Annotated in this window: 14 protein-coding genes; 10 read left to right on the forward strand and 4 right to left on the reverse strand. The window is 53.5% G+C overall.

All coding sequences use genetic code 11. The features are described from left to right. The first annotated feature begins 218 nt into the window (after positions 1-218). Both J2X72_RS18500 and J2X72_RS18505 read left to right on the forward strand, forming a co-directional pair. Positions 219-1,370 (forward strand): helix-turn-helix domain-containing protein, encoded by a 1,152-nt coding sequence (locus J2X72_RS18500; protein WP_310074330.1) that lies wholly within the window; start codon positions 219-221, stop codon positions 1,368-1,370. A gap of 35 nt (positions 1,371-1,405) precedes the next feature. Further along, the gene (locus J2X72_RS18505) at positions 1,406-2,578 is read left to right on the forward strand and encodes an alpha/beta hydrolase (RefSeq protein ID WP_310074333.1); all 1,173 of its coding nucleotides are present in this window, start codon (positions 1,406-1,408) and stop codon (positions 2,576-2,578) included. 98 nt (positions 2,579-2,676) lie between these two features. On the opposite strand, the gene J2X72_RS18510 is transcribed toward J2X72_RS18505, so the two are convergent. Further along, positions 2,677-2,988: a hypothetical protein gene (locus tag J2X72_RS18510; RefSeq protein WP_310074335.1), complete on the reverse strand. Its 312-nt coding sequence runs from the start codon at positions 2,986-2,988 to the stop codon at positions 2,677-2,679. A 718-nt stretch (positions 2,989-3,706) separates the two neighbouring features. Between J2X72_RS18510 and J2X72_RS18515 the strand changes: the two genes are divergently transcribed. From J2X72_RS18515 to J2X72_RS18550, 8 genes are all read left to right on the forward strand, one after another. Then, entirely contained in the window at positions 3,707-3,910 is a 204-nt protein-coding gene (locus J2X72_RS18515; protein WP_210004030.1) for a hypothetical protein, read from the forward strand. 734 nt (positions 3,911-4,644) lie between these two features. Next, positions 4,645-5,760, forward strand: coding sequence for an LCP family protein (locus J2X72_RS18520; RefSeq protein WP_310074338.1), 1,116 nt, complete (start codon positions 4,645-4,647; stop codon positions 5,758-5,760). A 217-nt stretch (positions 5,761-5,977) separates the two neighbouring features. Further along, positions 5,978-6,949, forward strand: a complete 972-nt coding sequence (locus tag J2X72_RS18525; RefSeq protein ID WP_310074341.1) for a class I SAM-dependent methyltransferase — start codon at positions 5,978-5,980, stop codon at positions 6,947-6,949. A gap of 286 nt (positions 6,950-7,235) precedes the next feature. Then, entirely contained in the window at positions 7,236-8,051 is an 816-nt protein-coding gene (locus J2X72_RS18530; RefSeq protein WP_210004035.1) for an ABC transporter permease, read from the forward strand. Between the two features lie 35 nt (positions 8,052-8,086). Beyond that, positions 8,087-8,830 (forward strand): ABC transporter ATP-binding protein, encoded by a 744-nt coding sequence (locus J2X72_RS18535; RefSeq protein WP_210004356.1) that lies wholly within the window; start codon positions 8,087-8,089, stop codon positions 8,828-8,830. Positions 8,831-8,982: 152 nt separating this feature from the next. Next, positions 8,983-9,789 carry a sulfotransferase family 2 domain-containing protein gene (locus J2X72_RS18540; RefSeq protein WP_310074344.1) on the forward strand — a complete coding sequence of 269 codons (807 nt, stop codon included), beginning with the start codon at positions 8,983-8,985 and terminating at the stop codon, positions 9,787-9,789. Between the two features lie 70 nt (positions 9,790-9,859). Further along, positions 9,860-10,084: a hypothetical protein gene (locus J2X72_RS18545; RefSeq protein WP_310074347.1), complete on the forward strand. Its 225-nt coding sequence runs from the start codon at positions 9,860-9,862 to the stop codon at positions 10,082-10,084. Positions 10,085-10,251: 167 nt separating this feature from the next. Next, on the forward strand, positions 10,252-11,319 hold the full coding sequence (locus J2X72_RS18550) for a class I SAM-dependent methyltransferase (protein ID WP_310074350.1): 1,068 nt from the start codon (positions 10,252-10,254) through the stop codon (positions 11,317-11,319). A 59-nt stretch (positions 11,320-11,378) separates the two neighbouring features. Here the strand turns inward: J2X72_RS18550 and J2X72_RS18555 are convergent, their stop codons facing one another. From J2X72_RS18555 to J2X72_RS18565, 3 genes are all read right to left on the reverse strand, one after another. After that, complete coding sequence (locus tag J2X72_RS18555) at positions 11,379-12,623, reverse strand: class I SAM-dependent methyltransferase (protein WP_310074353.1); 1,245 nt, start codon at positions 12,621-12,623, stop codon at positions 11,379-11,381. 83 nt (positions 12,624-12,706) lie between these two features. After that, on the reverse strand, positions 12,707-15,256 hold the full coding sequence (locus J2X72_RS18560; protein WP_310074356.1) for a hypothetical protein: 2,550 nt from the start codon (positions 15,254-15,256) through the stop codon (positions 12,707-12,709). Positions 15,257-15,271: 15 nt separating this feature from the next. Then, positions 15,272-16,249, reverse strand: a complete 978-nt coding sequence (locus J2X72_RS18565) for an FkbM family methyltransferase (RefSeq protein ID WP_310074358.1) — start codon at positions 16,247-16,249, stop codon at positions 15,272-15,274. Positions 16,250-16,454 lie beyond the last annotated feature (205 nt).

A 16,454-nucleotide genomic window follows, 5' to 3' on the forward strand; every position in this document is an offset into this window, starting at 1 on the left:
TTCGTAACAGTTACGTACTGAACAGACTGCAGTGGTTGTGCCACACTGGGGAAGTCGAGCCTTTGTAATCGCGCGATACCCTACTCCTGTGGTTTTTGGAGCACCAATGCCTGTACGTTCCCCGACAAAATGCCTCGAAGTCTGCATATGCCCGTCTCTCGCAATGAGACAGCGCCACCTGTTTGCACGCTGTTCCGGGTACGGCACATGGTGAAATCATGAATGCGCATGATCACGTCGTCCCATCGGCTGTATCGCTCGATCGAAACTTTGCACATGCGGCAGCCGGGTCTGCCATCACCTGCCCTCCTGTGCAACCGAAGCGGCCGTCTTCCGGCGCGTTTTCCATTCCCGCGTTCAAGTTTGATACCAGCGGCGTGCCGATTGACCATCAGTATGAAGCCTGGCGCACCAGCTTCTCGTCGATGCTCGAGTTGGGCGAACGCAGGGACAGGTCCGGCGGCTTTGAAGGAAAGCAAACGGTCTGGGATCTCGGCAGCCTGGCATTCTCGCGGATCAGAACCAGCGCCCTTGAGTTTGCAAGTATCCCCGGTCATACGCGAAGGGAAGCGCTCGACCACTGGACCTTGACCCTTCCACTCGACGGTTCGATCAGCACCGAGGGCCCGGCCGGAAGCTTTCAAGGCGGTGCCGGCATCGTCCAGGTCCATTCGCTGGGGCGCTGGTTTGAAGGGCGTGTGACGGATAGCGAAATGCTGATGCTTTTCGTTCCCCGGGACTCCGATCCGGAAGTGGCGCATGTCCTTGGTGCTTGCGAGTTTTCCTCGGTCGATACGGCCATGGGGCGGCTTTTGTCCGACTATTTCCTCGGACTGGCCAAGCGGCTGCCGGCGGTCGAGGCCGACAATCTCCCTGAACTCGTTGGCGCGACGCAAGCGATGATCCGGGCGTGCCTGCTGCCTTCTCCAGGCAACATCGAGGAGGCTCAGGCACCTATCGCCCGCGTGTTGCTCGAAAAGGCACGCCGCATAGTGCAAGCCAGATTGTTCGATCCATCCTTCAATGCCAAGGTCTTGCGGCGTGATCTCGCGATTTCGCGCACCGGGCTTTATCGAATGTTCGAGCCATTCGGCGGCGTGATGCATTACCTGCAGCACCAGCGGCTCCTCGATGCACACGCAGCATTGGCCGACCCGAACGACAAACGCCGTATCATCGAGATCGCCGAGCAACGCTGCTTCAGCGACGGCGCGGAGTTCAGCCGGGCCTTCAAAAGGGAGTTCGGCTATACGCCAAGCGAAGTGAGAGCCGGCCGCAAGAGCCGCGTGCCGACAAGGCCAGCCGGCGAAATCGCCACCGCAGCGCCTGAAGAACGCCTCGGTTTGCTGCTCCGCAAGCTTCACGGTTGATCTGCACCAACGATAGCGAATTGGATAGGGGCCTGGTGTTGAGTTTCAGCATTTCTGTACTCCGTACAATCACGCTGATCTTCATGGTGGGCGGCGTTGCGGCATGCGCGTCACCGGCCCGGGGTGTCCTTACTCCGGTCAACACCGCGGCGTCCGGCGCGGCCAAGGTTGATTTGCTGGTTGCGACGACTCGAGCGCCGACGGCGCAAAAGGGTGTATTCTTTACCGGCGAGCGAGGTCACGATCTGACCCTCGCGAACATCGTCGTCTCAATTCCGCCCAACCGCAATCCGGGAACAATCCAATGGCCGCGCCGGCTTCCAGGTGACCCTGAGCGCAATTTTGTGACCACTGCGGTAGATGCCGTCAACGTTCGGGACATCCGAACCTGGTATCGGTCGCATGCGGTGAGTGGCAGGCGCGTTCTGATCTTCGTGCATGGCTTCAACACACGGTTTGAAGACGCGGTCTTCCGTTTCGCGCAGATTGTCCACGACTCGCGCGCCGAGGTGACGCCCGTGCTGTTTTCCTGGCCATCGCGCGGGGCCTTGCTCGACTACAACTACGACAGGGAAAGCACCAATTTTTCCCGCTCAGAATTGGGTTACGTCATTCAACAGGCGGTCAATAGCCCGGATGTATCCGAGATCACGATAATGGCTCATTCAATGGGAAGTTGGCCGGTGATGGAAGCCCTGCGTGATATGGCGATGCAAGGCAGGCGGATATCGCCCAAGATCACGGACATCATTCTCGCTTCGCCCGACCTCGATATCGACGTCTTTCGGAAGCAGTTGATCGACATCGGCCAGGAACGTCCACATATATCGATCTTCGTGTCGGCAAACGACAGAGCGCTTCGGCTTTCCCGGCTGATATCCGGGCAAGTGACGCGCGTAGGCGGAGTGGACCTTACAAACGCAAGCTATAAAGCCCAACTAAAGATGGCCTCCGGGATTACAGTGTATGACCTCAGCGCGCTGCGAAACGGTGACGGACTCAACCACACGCAGTTTGCCACAAGCCCGGAAGTGGTCCGCCTCTTTGGCGAGCGGCTGCTGAGAGGGCAATCACTCTCCGACGCCGACCCAAACATGCCCGGCAATTTTGGTGCTGCCGCCGTCGAAGCCAGCATGGCAATCGGCACGGTGACGGGAGCCGCCCTGAGCGCGCCTATCCGCATCTTTGAAAGCACGGCGCGTCGATAGCACCGTACTCATGATCTCTCGTTTATTCCGCCATCCGTCAACGCCTGCCCGTTTAAACTCGCGGCAGGTATGGGTTCCCACCGGCCGAACCTGAACTATCACCTTCTGCCAATCCTGCGCACATCGACGACGCGGCCATTGCTCTGCCTGACGGAAATTTCGAACCGGGAATTTCCTCGTAGTGCGTGGTAGACAAAGAACCGACCCCGGCAATCCACGCGCCGTATGTTGCGGAAGCCGCGATTGCGGAGCAACCTCTCGCCCTGGCTGCAGGTTATTCCCCTGCCTCTGTTGAGATTGGTGCCGATAGTGATGCTGACGGACTGGGCAATGGCGGGGGTCGGCAGCGCCACAGGCGTCATCAAAAGGCTGAGAGCAAGTCCCAGCGATACAAACAAATTCTTTCCCAAGGTTTCCTCCATGACGATTGATGGTCAGGGCAACAACGGTGCCCTTGCCGTTCGTTCGATGGGATTAGGTCAACACGGACCGAGCAGATGGCACAGTACGTAACAGTTACATACGGGAATGATTGACGATGTTCCGTAGCTCTCCAGGTGGAATACTCCTAATCGCGATGTCTTGAATGCCGCGAGTCTTCCGGACAAGATCAGCCAATTCTGCGTAGGTCGACGACCCTGCCGTTGTGGCGATTGACCGCAATTTCAAACCGGCGGCCCGCCTGCCATGCCCGATAGACAAAGATCCGCCCACGGCAATCAACACGCCATACATCGTGAAAGCCGCGTTGTCTCAACCGATTGACACCTAACTCGCAAACGATTGGACGGCCCCTGTTCAGGCTTGTCCCGACGCTAAGAGCAGGCTGGGCGGCGTCGGCGATATTGATCCCAATGACAGCTGACAGCATAAGACAAAGGTACAGTGCCCTGACGAAAGACGTTGGCATGGCCACCTCCCTGGAAAGGATCTCGATACCGGAAAATTAGCTTATCCGGCCACGACTGTGACCCGCGCGGAATCCCGAATCTTCGCTTTAAGTGTATTTAGCGGCGCCTTCGAACATTCGCTTGTTCGTTTGTTGAGCGACAACCCGAGCACTGGTAGCATGCATGCTATCGCTCTGAAGGCATTGGTATCCTCGAAACAAAGCATTGGAGGCTCATCATGGCAGCAATCGATGACAAACCGATCTCATTGTTCAAAAAGCTTGGCGGATTGATTGCCATCATATTGGGCTTTTTGCTGGCGGCAGTCGGCTATAGAGACGGGTCGACCGAATACCTGACGTTGGGAATTGCGCTGATCGCCATTGGTCTGGTGCTCGTCGTTCTCATGATCGTCCGACGGAACCAGGGCCGGCCTGTTTGACGCACTCAATTTTGCTCTGGTGGCATAACGCTGGAGTCGGCCCAATTCATACCCGGCGTTAAGCGTTAGTTCGAACTCAGCGCTGTCTGCTGGCACCCGGTATCATCCATTTGACGAAATAGATCGCTGCGCGTTTGTGATGTCACTCTTGCGCAAGTTTCTCTCCCGGTTCAAGGAACCTTCCGCGAACCGACTTCCCGTCGACCTCGACCGTAACATGATCCCCCGGGGAAGTCGGAGCAGGTGCACTCTTCGCTGCAGCGCATATTGCTTTTGTAATTCTCTGAAATCCGTCCCGGCCCGACGAAATGGCAGGAATCAGGCTCGCGAGACTAGATGAGTCCGGGGCCCATCCACACTCGTCATATACCGAGTTTCTGAGTGAGTTGGCCGCCAAATTGCTGTCGATACCTGGAGTGGTCGTACACCCAGACAAAAAGGCGATAGCGGTAGCAATCAACACGTAGCAAGCTATTTTCATTTCGGCATTCCCCGATGGATATCGTACAGGTGACTTCGCCAATTATCATCTTTTTAGACTGGTTGCGACCGCGTTGATACATTGCAGGGAAACGACGTCCAGCCTCGAGAAGCAGCTCCCGGGACGCCGCTATGGCTGCACTGCCCTTGCGTTTTAGATCCGTATGACTAGAATCCTATTTGGCAGGGTATATCGGGTTCGGGCGGCTCCCCGCCAAGCGTGGTTACGGGCCCGCCCTCGCCCGGAGAATCACGTGAGCGGTGGGGTGATCGACGAGCAGCCGGCAGCCGAGGACGAACCCCAGCGCCGCCGCTATTTGCGGTGGCCATTCCTCGTCGTCATCCTCATCGCGCTACTGCCTGCCGCCGTGTACGCGAAGCTCACCCGCAACATCAGTCACATCGAAGTCACCCGCGAGGACCTCGGAGACGCCCGCCCGGCCAAGGCATCGACCGACGCGTTGAACATCCTCGTCGTCGGGTCGGACCAGCGAGACGACAGGCACGCCGGGGAACGCGCGGACATCATCATGCTCGTGCACCTGTCGCCCACACGAAACGAGGCGGCCGTTATCAGCTTCCCGCGCGACTCGCTGGTTCAGCTTCCAGCCTGCCGCTCCGGGGAAAGGCGGCCGGGTCAGCAGCGGCGTCTTGGCATGATAAACTCCTCGTTCAGCTTCGGCGGCATCGGCTGCACCTGGAAGACGATGGAGACGCTCACCGGCATTCATATCGATCACTTCGTCACGGTTGATTTCACCGGCTTCAAGGGCATGGTGGATGCGATTGGCGGTGTGGACCTGTGCATCCCCGAGCCGATCCGTGACAACTACGTACAGCTTGACCTGCCCGCCGGGTGGCAGACGCTGCAGGGCGAAGAGGCGCTGGGGTATGTGCGTACCCGCCACAGTATAGGCGACAGGTCCGACATCGGCCGCATCCAGCGTCAGCAGGATTTCGTTGTCGCCATGGCGAAGAAGACGCTGAACAGCTGGAGCCTGGTCAACCCGGTCCGGCTGCTTGGCTTCGTCAACACGGCTACCAAGTCTATTACCACCGATCCTGCCCTCACACTCGGCGTGATGTTGGATCTCGGGCTCACTGCCCGCAGGCTGTCGCCTGGGCAGGTCCACTTCGTCATCACGCCGTGGCGTTACTCGACCAGCTACCCCGGCCGGATAGAGTGGCTTCAGGGACCGGCCAAGAAACTGTTCCGGTCGATCGCCGCAGACAAGCCCCTTACCGGGACCAAGGAGGGGGATACACAGTCTACCCTGCCGCCACCTACCGAGACGGGCACCGTGCCCTACATTCCCGAAGCCGCCGCGACGACGACTGCTGCCTGCCCACTCGCCCGCCCAGCCAGCTAGGCCAGTAATGAATGCTCTGCCCGCTACCCGTTCCACCGCGAACGACGTCGCTGGCGACAGGATCAAAAATAACTGGCCGCTTACCCGCACTGTTGATCTCGGCAGCCGATTGGGCGCTAGAGTCTGGTGGGCTCGGCTGGCTTGTTGGGCCGTTCTTTCAGATTGTCAGAAAGAGTGTGCAGCTATAAGTTGTATTGCATAAGTTGGGGAAGGCATAATGGTGGTTGGGAAAGTTCATAGCTCAGAGTTGGACGCATTTGTTGCCGAGTGTGATCGTTTAGGCGGCCCTCAACATCCAAATTGCGCATCGTTTGTCTCCAGCTTCGAACTCATCATTGATACAAAAGTGGATCAGACTTTAGACCCTTTTTCCCATGAGTACTTCCAACAGCAACTTGCGGTTTACCGTGAAATGTCAGTGCGCGATCTTGATCAGGATGTTGGTGAGCAGGCTATTATAGATGTTGAGACAAACTCGTTGGCAGCCAACCCCTACAATTCCGGAGATGTGAAAACCATCTCTTCTCATGCCAAGACAATTACGACTGTGCTGTCGCTTGCTGGGGTCCCATCGGACGCAAAGGTACTTGATCTAGGCGCAGGATGGGGCTTGAGTTCCGAAATCATGGCGTTTTGCGGCGCCAAGGTAACGGCGGTTGATATCAATCCGCTGTTTGTTGATCTGATCACGCGACGTGCGGCAAACAAGCAACTTCCCATTACCGCTCGTTTGTCCAATTTCGATGAATACCAGGACGCTGAACGCTACGATCTGGCGGTATTTTATGAGTGCCTGCACCACGCAGTCAAGCCTTGGGAAACGTTGGAAAACATCGCCCGCTACCTGAAGCCCAATGGTAAGATTGCTATCGCCGGAGAACCCATATGTGATTATTGGAAGCATTGGGGTATCCGCAAGGACGCTCTGACGGCCTATTGTGTCCGAAAATACGGTTGGTTCGAAAGCGGATGGAGTAAAGATTTCATCACCAAGGCCTTCGAGCGCGCTGGTTTTGAACTCCAACTCACGCCCCATCTGGGTATATCGCAGAACTACATCGGCCTCGCGCACCGTACTGGAGCAGAGGATAGGGTTTCTATTCCACCGGAGCGGATAGAAATACAGGTGGGGAACATTTTGCGGGATATCCTGCGGCCCGCAAAACGATTGTATGAGAAGATTACCTAGAGGCCGACGCTCCGGCTGCAACCGATCCATCCGAACCTGCCCACCTGGTCGACGACAAGCAAGTCCGGCGAATTCTTTGCTGAAGCAAAGTCCTTCAGATCGGCTATCGCTGAGACTCATGATCGACTCCAGATTATCGTCCGAACGTCTCATTTGAATCCGCCACAAGATTGTCTGTTCCTGTTGCAACGCGTAAATTTGCACCGGCCAGTCACTATTAAGTCCGATTCTAATGTGCTAACCGCGGGCCTGTAAAAGTATTGCCCAACGGAGAGATGACAATTCAATGGCCAGCGTGACCACGCAAAAAATTACTGCTTGGGAGGACATCTCCAGCTCGGTCAAAAATTTCCGATTGGCCGCACTTCTCGGTTGGCAGGACGTCGCACAACGTTATCGAAGGTCAAGTGTTGGCGCTTTCTGGCTAACCATAAACATGGGTGTGCTCATTGGCGCATTGGGTTTGGTCTTCGGGACGATTTTCAATTCGCCAATGTCCGAGTTTCTGCCGTTCATTTGTGTCGGCCTAATCATGTGGAACTATTTTTCGAGTCTCGTCAACGAAGGTTGCGGGAGCTTCATCTCCAACAGTGACACGATGCTGCAATTGCCCATACCGTTCTTCACTTACATTTTGAGAACGTGGTGGCGTAACACGATAATTCTCGCGCATAATATGGTCATCTTCCCCCTTGTCCTTCTGATCTTTGGGAAGTTTGTCAATTTCAATTCGCTCTTGTTCATTCCAGGCTTTGTGCTGGTGTCGCTCAACCTTCTTTGGGTGATGATTGTCCTGGCGGTGCTATGCACGCGTTACCGCGATCTCACGCAGATCGTTCAGAACATCATGCAGGTGGGCATTTATGTAACTCCGATCATGTGGATGGCCAGCAATTTACCCGGGGGCACACAATCGCGACTATGGTTGATGCTCGATCTTAATCCCTTCTTCCATCTGATCAGCATCGTGCGGGAGCCGCTACTGGGCGGTACGGCAACGCCGATCAACTGGCTGATCAGCATTGCGATGGCGATTGTTGGTTGGTTGATCGCCCTCCTGTTTCTTAATCGCTATCGTCTGCGGATTACCTATTGGCTATGAACATCTTTTCTCATCAACCTATTGCGCAGGCAGACATGACCTCCATGCATCTTGAAAATGTCACTGTGGATTTTCCGATCTACAATGCAAAAAGCAGATCATTGAAAAACCAGGTCATCAGTCTTGCGACCGGTGGTACAATCGGCTCGAATTCGGAGGGTCATGTCGTTATACGGGGGCTGGATAATATTACGCTGAGCCTCAAGGATGGCGATCGGCTTGGTTTGATAGGGCACAACGGCTCAGGGAAAACCACGCTTTTGCGCGTGATGAGCGGCGTCTATTACCCTTCTGGTGGCAACATTGCCATCAATGGGAAATGCACGTCCCTGATTAATATCTCATTGGGGATCGATCCCGAAGCGACGGGCCGTGAAAACATCGGCATTCGTGGCGCGCTACTCGGCTTTACAAAAAAAGAGATGGCCGCGCGACGAACTGAAATTGAGGATTTTTCAGAACTCGGAAGCTTTCTCGACATGCCGGTGCGAACCTATTCGACAGGCATGCAACTTCGTCTGGCTTTTTCGATATCGACCGTGATTCAACCTGAAATTCTTATCATGGACGAATGGCTGGCGACGGGAGATGAAGGCTTTCAGCACAAAGCCAATGCGCGCCTGCACGAGCTCGTCAACAAGACTAAAATTCTGATTATTGCGAGCCATTCGAGGGATCTGCTCGTCAATAACTGTACCCGGATCATTTGGCTTGAGCATGGAAAAATCCGGATGGACGCGGACGCCGAGACGGTTGCCAAAGCCTATTTCGGCCACTAGTTGACGCCGGGATGAAGTGTGCCTCCAGGTCAGGTGTATAAGGCGGTCGTGCTTACCCACGGCACAACCGATACTAAATCTTGGAGTGCACCTCCTGCCTTCCGCATGCGATATAGGCTCAAGCATGGTGCCAAAGGTTAGAAGGCAAGCATATGGTCTCTCCAGTAACGCAGCTCAGGAGTTGGATACAAAGACGAACCCGCACGACTTCGCAGAACCATCCAATCTACTTCCAGCACATCCCCAAGACGGCTGGCAGTTCGGTAAAAGTGTGGCTGGGTTCCCACTACGGTGATCGCCTCTGCCCCGCCGACCTCGCCGACGATCTGGTTGTGATCCCACCGGAACAGCGTGGCGACTACCAGGTATTCGCTGGCCACTTTCATAGCTACCTCGATACCTATCTCCGTCGCGAGCTCGTGACGGTGACTGTCCTGCGGGAACCCGTTGCAAGGACGCGCTCACATTGGCAACATGTCAGGCGGGCCCATGACCACCCCCATCACCTCAGGGTGAGCGAGCAGAGCTTCAGCGACTTCGTGATGGACGACCTTAACCGGGTAATGATCGAGGACTACCAGGCCCGGTACCTTATGAGACTGCCGCTCAGCCTGGCGGTAATCGCCAGTCGCTACGGCGAAGCTGACCATGCCCTGTACGCCCTTTCTGAGGCGCTGGAGCAAACATCACTGCCTCTGCTTAAGCCGGATCTGCTGGAGGGCGCCAGAACAGCGCTAAGCAGTATGGCGGTGGTCGGAATCACCGAGCGCCTTCACAACTTCCTTGTCCGGGTCGCCGAGGTTGCAGATATCTCCCCACCCGCAGCGGAGGCCGTGCCGCGGGCGAATGTCGCCGAACGGGACCACGAGCAATTGTCGGAGGAAGCACGTCGGAAGCTGCAGGATCTCACGCGAATCGATCGAGAACTCTATGACGAGGTGATTAGTGCGATGAAATGAAGCGTGAGTAACTCAATTTCTCGACCAGAGGGATTGCGCTTCCGGCAAGAATGGGTCGGAAATCCAACAGTTGCTCAACTCTTGCGGTTTCGAGCTCATTGATCTGATCATTTCCACGCGCTATCACTACGTAGCAGCGGACAAAGAGCCCACATCAGACCGGTTGCTTTGGGCAGATGCCTTCTTCTTTCGAGTGACCGACAACCCCGACACTCTGCGCGCCCAATCGCTGATCGTTGCTGCGGTTTATGGTAAGCCGACGCTTGCTGCGCATCTACTGGGCGCTTCCGGCTGATGACCGTCCTCTACGATTCTCTTGACTGAACTCCGCTGCATAACAGCGTTCCCTCCACTCCGCACTTTGCCAATGGGATTGCAATATTCTGCTCCCTGTGGTTCAAAAGGCATATTTACGAGAATAGTAATTGACGTTGTAACTTTGTGTTTATCTTAGTATTTCAAGTGGAGGATGTTATGACCGCAGGGAGAGTCCAAAGCTCGGATCTTGATAGTTATGTCGCGGAATGCGACCGGCTCGGTGGTCCACAACATCCGAATTGCGCTGCGTTTCTTTCCGACTTCAACCTTGTTCTTGAGACGAATGTCGATCAGACGCTAGATCCATTTTCGCATCAGTATTTCAAACAGCAGCTTGCCGTTTATCGTGAAATGTCTGGACGCGACCTCGATCAGGAAGTTGGTGAACAGGCTGCAGTCGATGTTGAGACAAACTCGATGTCCGCGAACCCTGTAAACTCCTGCGACATAAAAAACATCTCTCTGCACACCAAGACGATCGCCACCCTCCTGTCTCTCGCAAACATCCCGCCTCATGCCAAGATTCTTGATCTCGGCGCCGGATGGGGCCTGAGCTCAGAAATAATGGCATTTTGCGGTGCGAGAGTAACGGCGGTCGATATTAACCCGCTGTTTGTTGATCTCATTACCCGGCGGGCGGTGCGCAAGAACCTTCCTATCAGCGCACGATTATCAAACTTTGATGATTTTTTGGACGAAGGCCGGTACGACCTCGCTGTCTTTTACGAGTGCCTGCACCACGCCGTAAAGCCTTGGGAGACGTTGCAACACATCGCCCTCCATCTCAACCCGAACGGCAAGTTTGCTATCGCTGGGGAACCGATTGTTGATTACTGGCAGCATTGGGGCATTCGCACAGACTGTCTGTCCGCCTATTGCGTTAGAAAGTTTGGCTGGTTCGAAAGCGGTTGGAGCCGGGACTTTATTACACGAGCTTTCGAGCGTGCTGGGTTCGAACTCCAACTGACCCCGCATCGGGGCGCAGGGTCAGGTTATATCGGCATCGCGCATCGTATCGGAGCAGAGGACCGGGTTGAACTTGAGGCTCAAAACATAGAGAGCCTCATTGCGCAGAACCAGCAACTGGCTGCCCAACTTGAGTACCTGACCGTACACAACCGCCACATGCAAGCACGGCTGGAGACCAAGGTCGGCAATGCTTTGCGGAACACGCTACGGCCCGCAAAGCGCTTGTACGAAAAGATGGCCTGATCAGGTAATTTCTTATGGAATTACAAGACAGCAGCCACCTATGTAGAGGTGTCCTTGGCTCAGATGATTTCTATCTCAGGGAATGGGAAAATAAACTTCCCACCGTCAGCCAGATATTCGCGCTCTCTCCTGAGAATTCCATCTTTGAAGTGCCACGGAAGCACTAGGAAATAATCAGGACGCATCGCGCGCGCCTCTTCTTCTGAAACAATAGGAATATGCGTTCCTGGGGTGAATCGTCCGAACTTTTCCGCATTCACCTCAGCAATTGCTGGAATTTCAGCCGGCGTCAGCCCGCAGAACTGGAGGACGACATTTCCCTTGGTAGATGCACCGTATCCGAGCACTTTTTTTCCATCGCCAACCAACGTGCGTATCAGATTGGATAGATCAGTTTTGTGCCTGAAGACGCGCTCCTCAAAATCGCGAAACGGCTTTGGCGTACCCAAACCCATACGATCTTCCTGATCCAAAAGCCAATTGATAACTGGCAGGTTTGCAGCGGGAGAATTGCTCTTTTTATGCGTCGCGGTAACTGCAAAGCTACCGCCGTTGATATTATTCATCACAACGTCGACTATTTTCAGATCGGCCGCATCCAATATTTTGGCTACAACACCAAGAGAGTAATATTCGATATGCTCGTGACAAATCGTGTCGTAGGAATTCATTCTAAGCATGGACGGCATGTAGCTTTGTTCAAAGTGCCAGACGCCGTCCGACGCCAAGATTTCGGCCACTTCCTGAGCAAAAGCAATCGGATTCTCGAGGTCGTAGAACATCGCGATCGATGTCACGATTTTGGCCGGTTTGGCACTTGCCGAGCGGAACGCTTTTGCTGAAAAGAACTCCGGGACGAGCTTCACTTCTTGTGGATAATAGCTCGAGAACTTTTTGCCCGTAGGATCGATACCAATACGCGACAGACCAGCCGTGGAATAGGCCTTCAATGTCGTGCAATCGTTGCTGCCAATGTCGAGCACTACGTCGCCGGCCTTAGGAGCTGCTAGTCTTTCCAGATAGCGGACCTTATGAGTGAGATGATCCACCATCGATTGGTTCAGACCTGATCGGTAACCATAGTTGTCGCCGTACATCTCAGACGGGTCATACGAATGTTTCAGCTGCAGAAGTCCGCTGGAGGCAGACCAAACCAATTCAAGTGGGCCACTGGTAACTGGCTCGGCTGGTGACTTCGGAAATACTCCCGTCAGCGCCTGCATACCGAGATTGAGCACTGACACCAAATCTTCTTTGTGCCCGACGCGGCATTCGTTGATAGCCTGGTAACTCACCTGAGCCATGAGATGTTATCCTTTCTTATTGAGCGCTATACGCCGTTCCATGAGCGATTAAGGCTCACCAATGTCTCTAACCGAGCCCTACATTAGTTCTTTGAGGGTATAAAGACCTCGCAGAGTCGATCCCGAAATTTTTCATACGCAAAATTTTCAAGCGCAAACCCCCGTGCGGTCGCTTGCTTGGTGATCACGCTTGCCCTGTTGTCCAGAATATCTAGAATGCGATCGACATATCCGTCGATGTCGCCAGTCTTTTGAAGATCAAGCGCATCGCCGACATCTCCAAGTTCTGCGATGACAAGAGGCATGGCACTCGCCACTACAGGCACTCGAAGATTTAGCGCCTCGGTGATCTGCGTCGGGAAATTTCCCTCCATCTCCGAGGTGAAAAGCAAGCAAAGTGATTTGCGGTAGACGACCCCTAGTTGGCTATCCGAAAGCTCTTCAAGGACGGTTATGTAGGGCATTGCAGCCTTGCTGATACTACCTGGTGACAAATGCGTAGTCATAACGCCATGAATGCGCTCTGAGCGACCCATTCCTTTCAGCCGCCTGTTTGCGTTCTCGACCGTCGCGACAAAATCCTTGAGACGTTTGGATGGGCGATTGCGCGTGGGATAGAAAACGAAGTGCTCTGGCAGCAATGATTCCACAGCGGCGGTCCCATGCTCCTCCTCATCCGACTCCTCATGAAGAAACGGCAGAGGAATGTGAACGATCTTCTCAGCAGCGATGTGCAGGCCGGTTCGTGGCAGATACTCTTTTGTAAAAGCAGAGTTCGTTACTACCCGCTCCGCCATAGTCGAAAGTTGACGGCCGATTTCTTCGTTTTCACGAGAGGATCCCATCTCTAGGGAGCCTTGATAGAAATGGGGCAAGTAGTCCGGTAAATAGAGAGTGACCCTCTTATCCTTTAGCCCCTGCAACTCAGGGAACATGTGATAGTGAGGAATCAACACATGGGATATTGTGTTATCAGCATTTAACCTATCGACATAGCCATTTGCTACCGGCTGTATAGGCGTAGGTCTGTTCGTTCTCCACTTCGTCTTCAATCGAAGAGCTACTTTGGCTATAACAACAGTAAAATAGGTCACCACAGATTTCATCAAGCTGAGATAGGCGCCACTCTTCATCAGGCTCTTGAATCGCTTGTGGTAGGCTGCAACCGGAACTGTTTTGGCTTTGTGACGGATCGTTTCGAATAGCCGCCCGAATGGTCGACGATCTGGCTTTTCAAGCGGATTCTCGCCGCTGTCTTCCACGGCATCCACATTCAGGATTTTCAGTCTTGTTATGTCTTCCAGGCCAGACGCAAGGAATCCATATACTCGAGCAACATCCGGCTCGCGACTGGTTACGATCACCGTGAATTTCTCGTCTGCCAAAGCGCGCACAAATTGGCGAACCACCCGGGCAATGCCTTCAGAACAATGATATTTACCATCGCGTCGGACGATCAAGGGGCCAAAACCATGGAACGGAATTAGGACCTGCCGCCCCCCTCCATCCCTGCTCTTTGTATTGTCGGCGATACGCTTTGCGGCTGGTTTGCGGGGAATATAAAACAAGTTCGTGGCGGCGTTGTCTCCATCAGAGCCTAACATCTCGTGCATGGCCTGATCAAAGATTGGCCAAACATATTCAGGCTGGTAGAGCGTGCGAACCGCCTTTTGGCTTTCAACGATCTCGTTCGAAAGCGCCAGATCGCCGGCTCGCAATTTTTCAGCCAACGACACCAGATCCTGTGTGGTTTTTGCTCTGCCCGGGGTATCTGTCTTAAAATATCGCGATAATAGCGACCCGTCCTGGAAAATAACCGGTCCACCAAGAGTCATGAATTCAATCGGCGGCAGATAGCAAACTGTCGGCTCCGTGTAGTGATACGCAAACGCGCGCATTTGGCCGAATAATTGAAGGAATACGTCTCTTTCCACGGTTCCTATGATTTTAGGATCAGCAACAGCGATGTTCTGGGCGCCAAATATTTTGAAGGCGCGTCCCGGAAAGTTCTTTTTTATAAAATTGTATTGCTCGGCATAATAAGGAATGTCCACTGCCCGCGGACATAACAGACCAACGTTTGCTTCGCTATCGTCAAATCTCCAAGTGTCTCGAAGTGCCACAACGTCATCGGTTAGGCAATACGGAACGATTTTCATCCTCGCCCTAAGCCAATCGTCCTCAAATCCCACAACTTTTTCGGAGTGTGGACAAAACCAGAAATTATCACGTTCAACAATCAGCCTGAAGGCTCCATTGTTGATGAGCTCTTGCGACAAGCTGTATGGCTGGCCATACGTGCGATAGATGATTTTGCCGCTGTAGGCCTTAAGGAAGTTCAGCAACCATGTAGGGTTGATAGTAACAATAATGGCGTCGAAATGTTCGTTCAGTAAGCGGGCAATGCCTTGCGGTATTTCATCGTAAAAGAAGTTCGTCTCAGAGAGCAATTTGTGCACGTCGGAGGGGAGAGTAGAACTTTCGGACTCCTTCCAATCGTAGACAGCCGATTGATCGTAAACGTCGCTCAAGTAAGGTGGATTGTAAACTTCTAAACCAAGTTTCCTGAGCCTTGGTAGTTCCGTTTGCGACAATACCTTATGCATGCCGAGCCAGAAAATTCTCTTTGTCATTTCATGCGTCCAGATTTATCGCTTGGAAGATTTATGTTGAGTATTCTTAAACAGGCTTTTGGGAATAATTTTCTTCAATCTGGTGAGAAGAATCCACCCGCGAGACGAGTAAATTCTATCAAGCTGCAGAGCATAACTTTCATTCTGCAATTTGAGACCGCTAATTTGTTGGCGGAACTTTTCGTTCTCGGCGCTTGCTATAGCGAGTTGTTGAGCGAGCGTTTGCTTTTCTGCCCTCACTTGTTCGACTTGCTGGGCAAGCATGTCGGCGTTTGCTGTTTGAGCGTTGAGCGAAACACGCAAATCAAATTCAGTTCCGCGAACGAAGTTATCGAAAACATTCGGTCCCGGACCAAATACGGCTTTAAGCTCGGAGTGATCATTACTTACATAGAACCGGTTCAAGCCATCGAAATATACGAACTCATACCCCTTAGCTAACAATTGAGGTTCCCAAGCTTGATGATTTGGCACAGGCAAATTGGGCTCGGTACTCTCAACGACTATTATCCACGGACGGACCTCGACAGGTTCCCAACTTTCGATCACCTCCTGTTCCATGCCTTCTACATCGAGCTTCATCCAGTGAATCTCGCCCTTGATATGGGTCAGGAACAATTCCGATAAAGGAATGCAGGGTACATCGATCTTTTTTACAGAATGACCGTTCAGCCGATGGGTTTCCGCAATATTGAATTTGCCGGTACTCATGCCGGTTCCTTCGATTTCATATAAAGGAATATTGGCTGATCCCTGCCCCACAGCGCCTTCGATGACGGTTTCATCCGGGCGGGCAATACGCAGCTTTTCGGCATAAAAATGGATCGGTTCGACGTGAACGCCACGCCATCCCCTCCTGTAAAAGGCTTCACTTACAGAGTCGACCAAAGGATCTTGCGCTCCTATGTCAACGTAGGAACCATCATTTATATGCTTTAGGGCACGCCAAAGAATGACATCCTCAAAATTCTGTGCGCGGGAAATCAATGTCATAGATGAAAGCCAAGCAAGTCAATTCCCTTTTCTGCAGCTGTTTTGCTGAATGTGCGCCATCACGATGTTCGATCCCACTTATGAAAGCGCATTCTACTCGCATACTTCAAAGGTCATATCCCGTCAGTCTGCGGCGGTTAAAAAACAACCGCCTCCAACCAAACATCATTGAAACGGGTCTTGGATGCCACATTCTCATGGCAGC

Origin of the sequence: Phyllobacterium sp. 1468 (genome assembly GCF_031455525.1) — a bacterium.
Classification (GTDB): domain Bacteria; phylum Pseudomonadota; class Alphaproteobacteria; order Rhizobiales; family Rhizobiaceae; genus Phyllobacterium.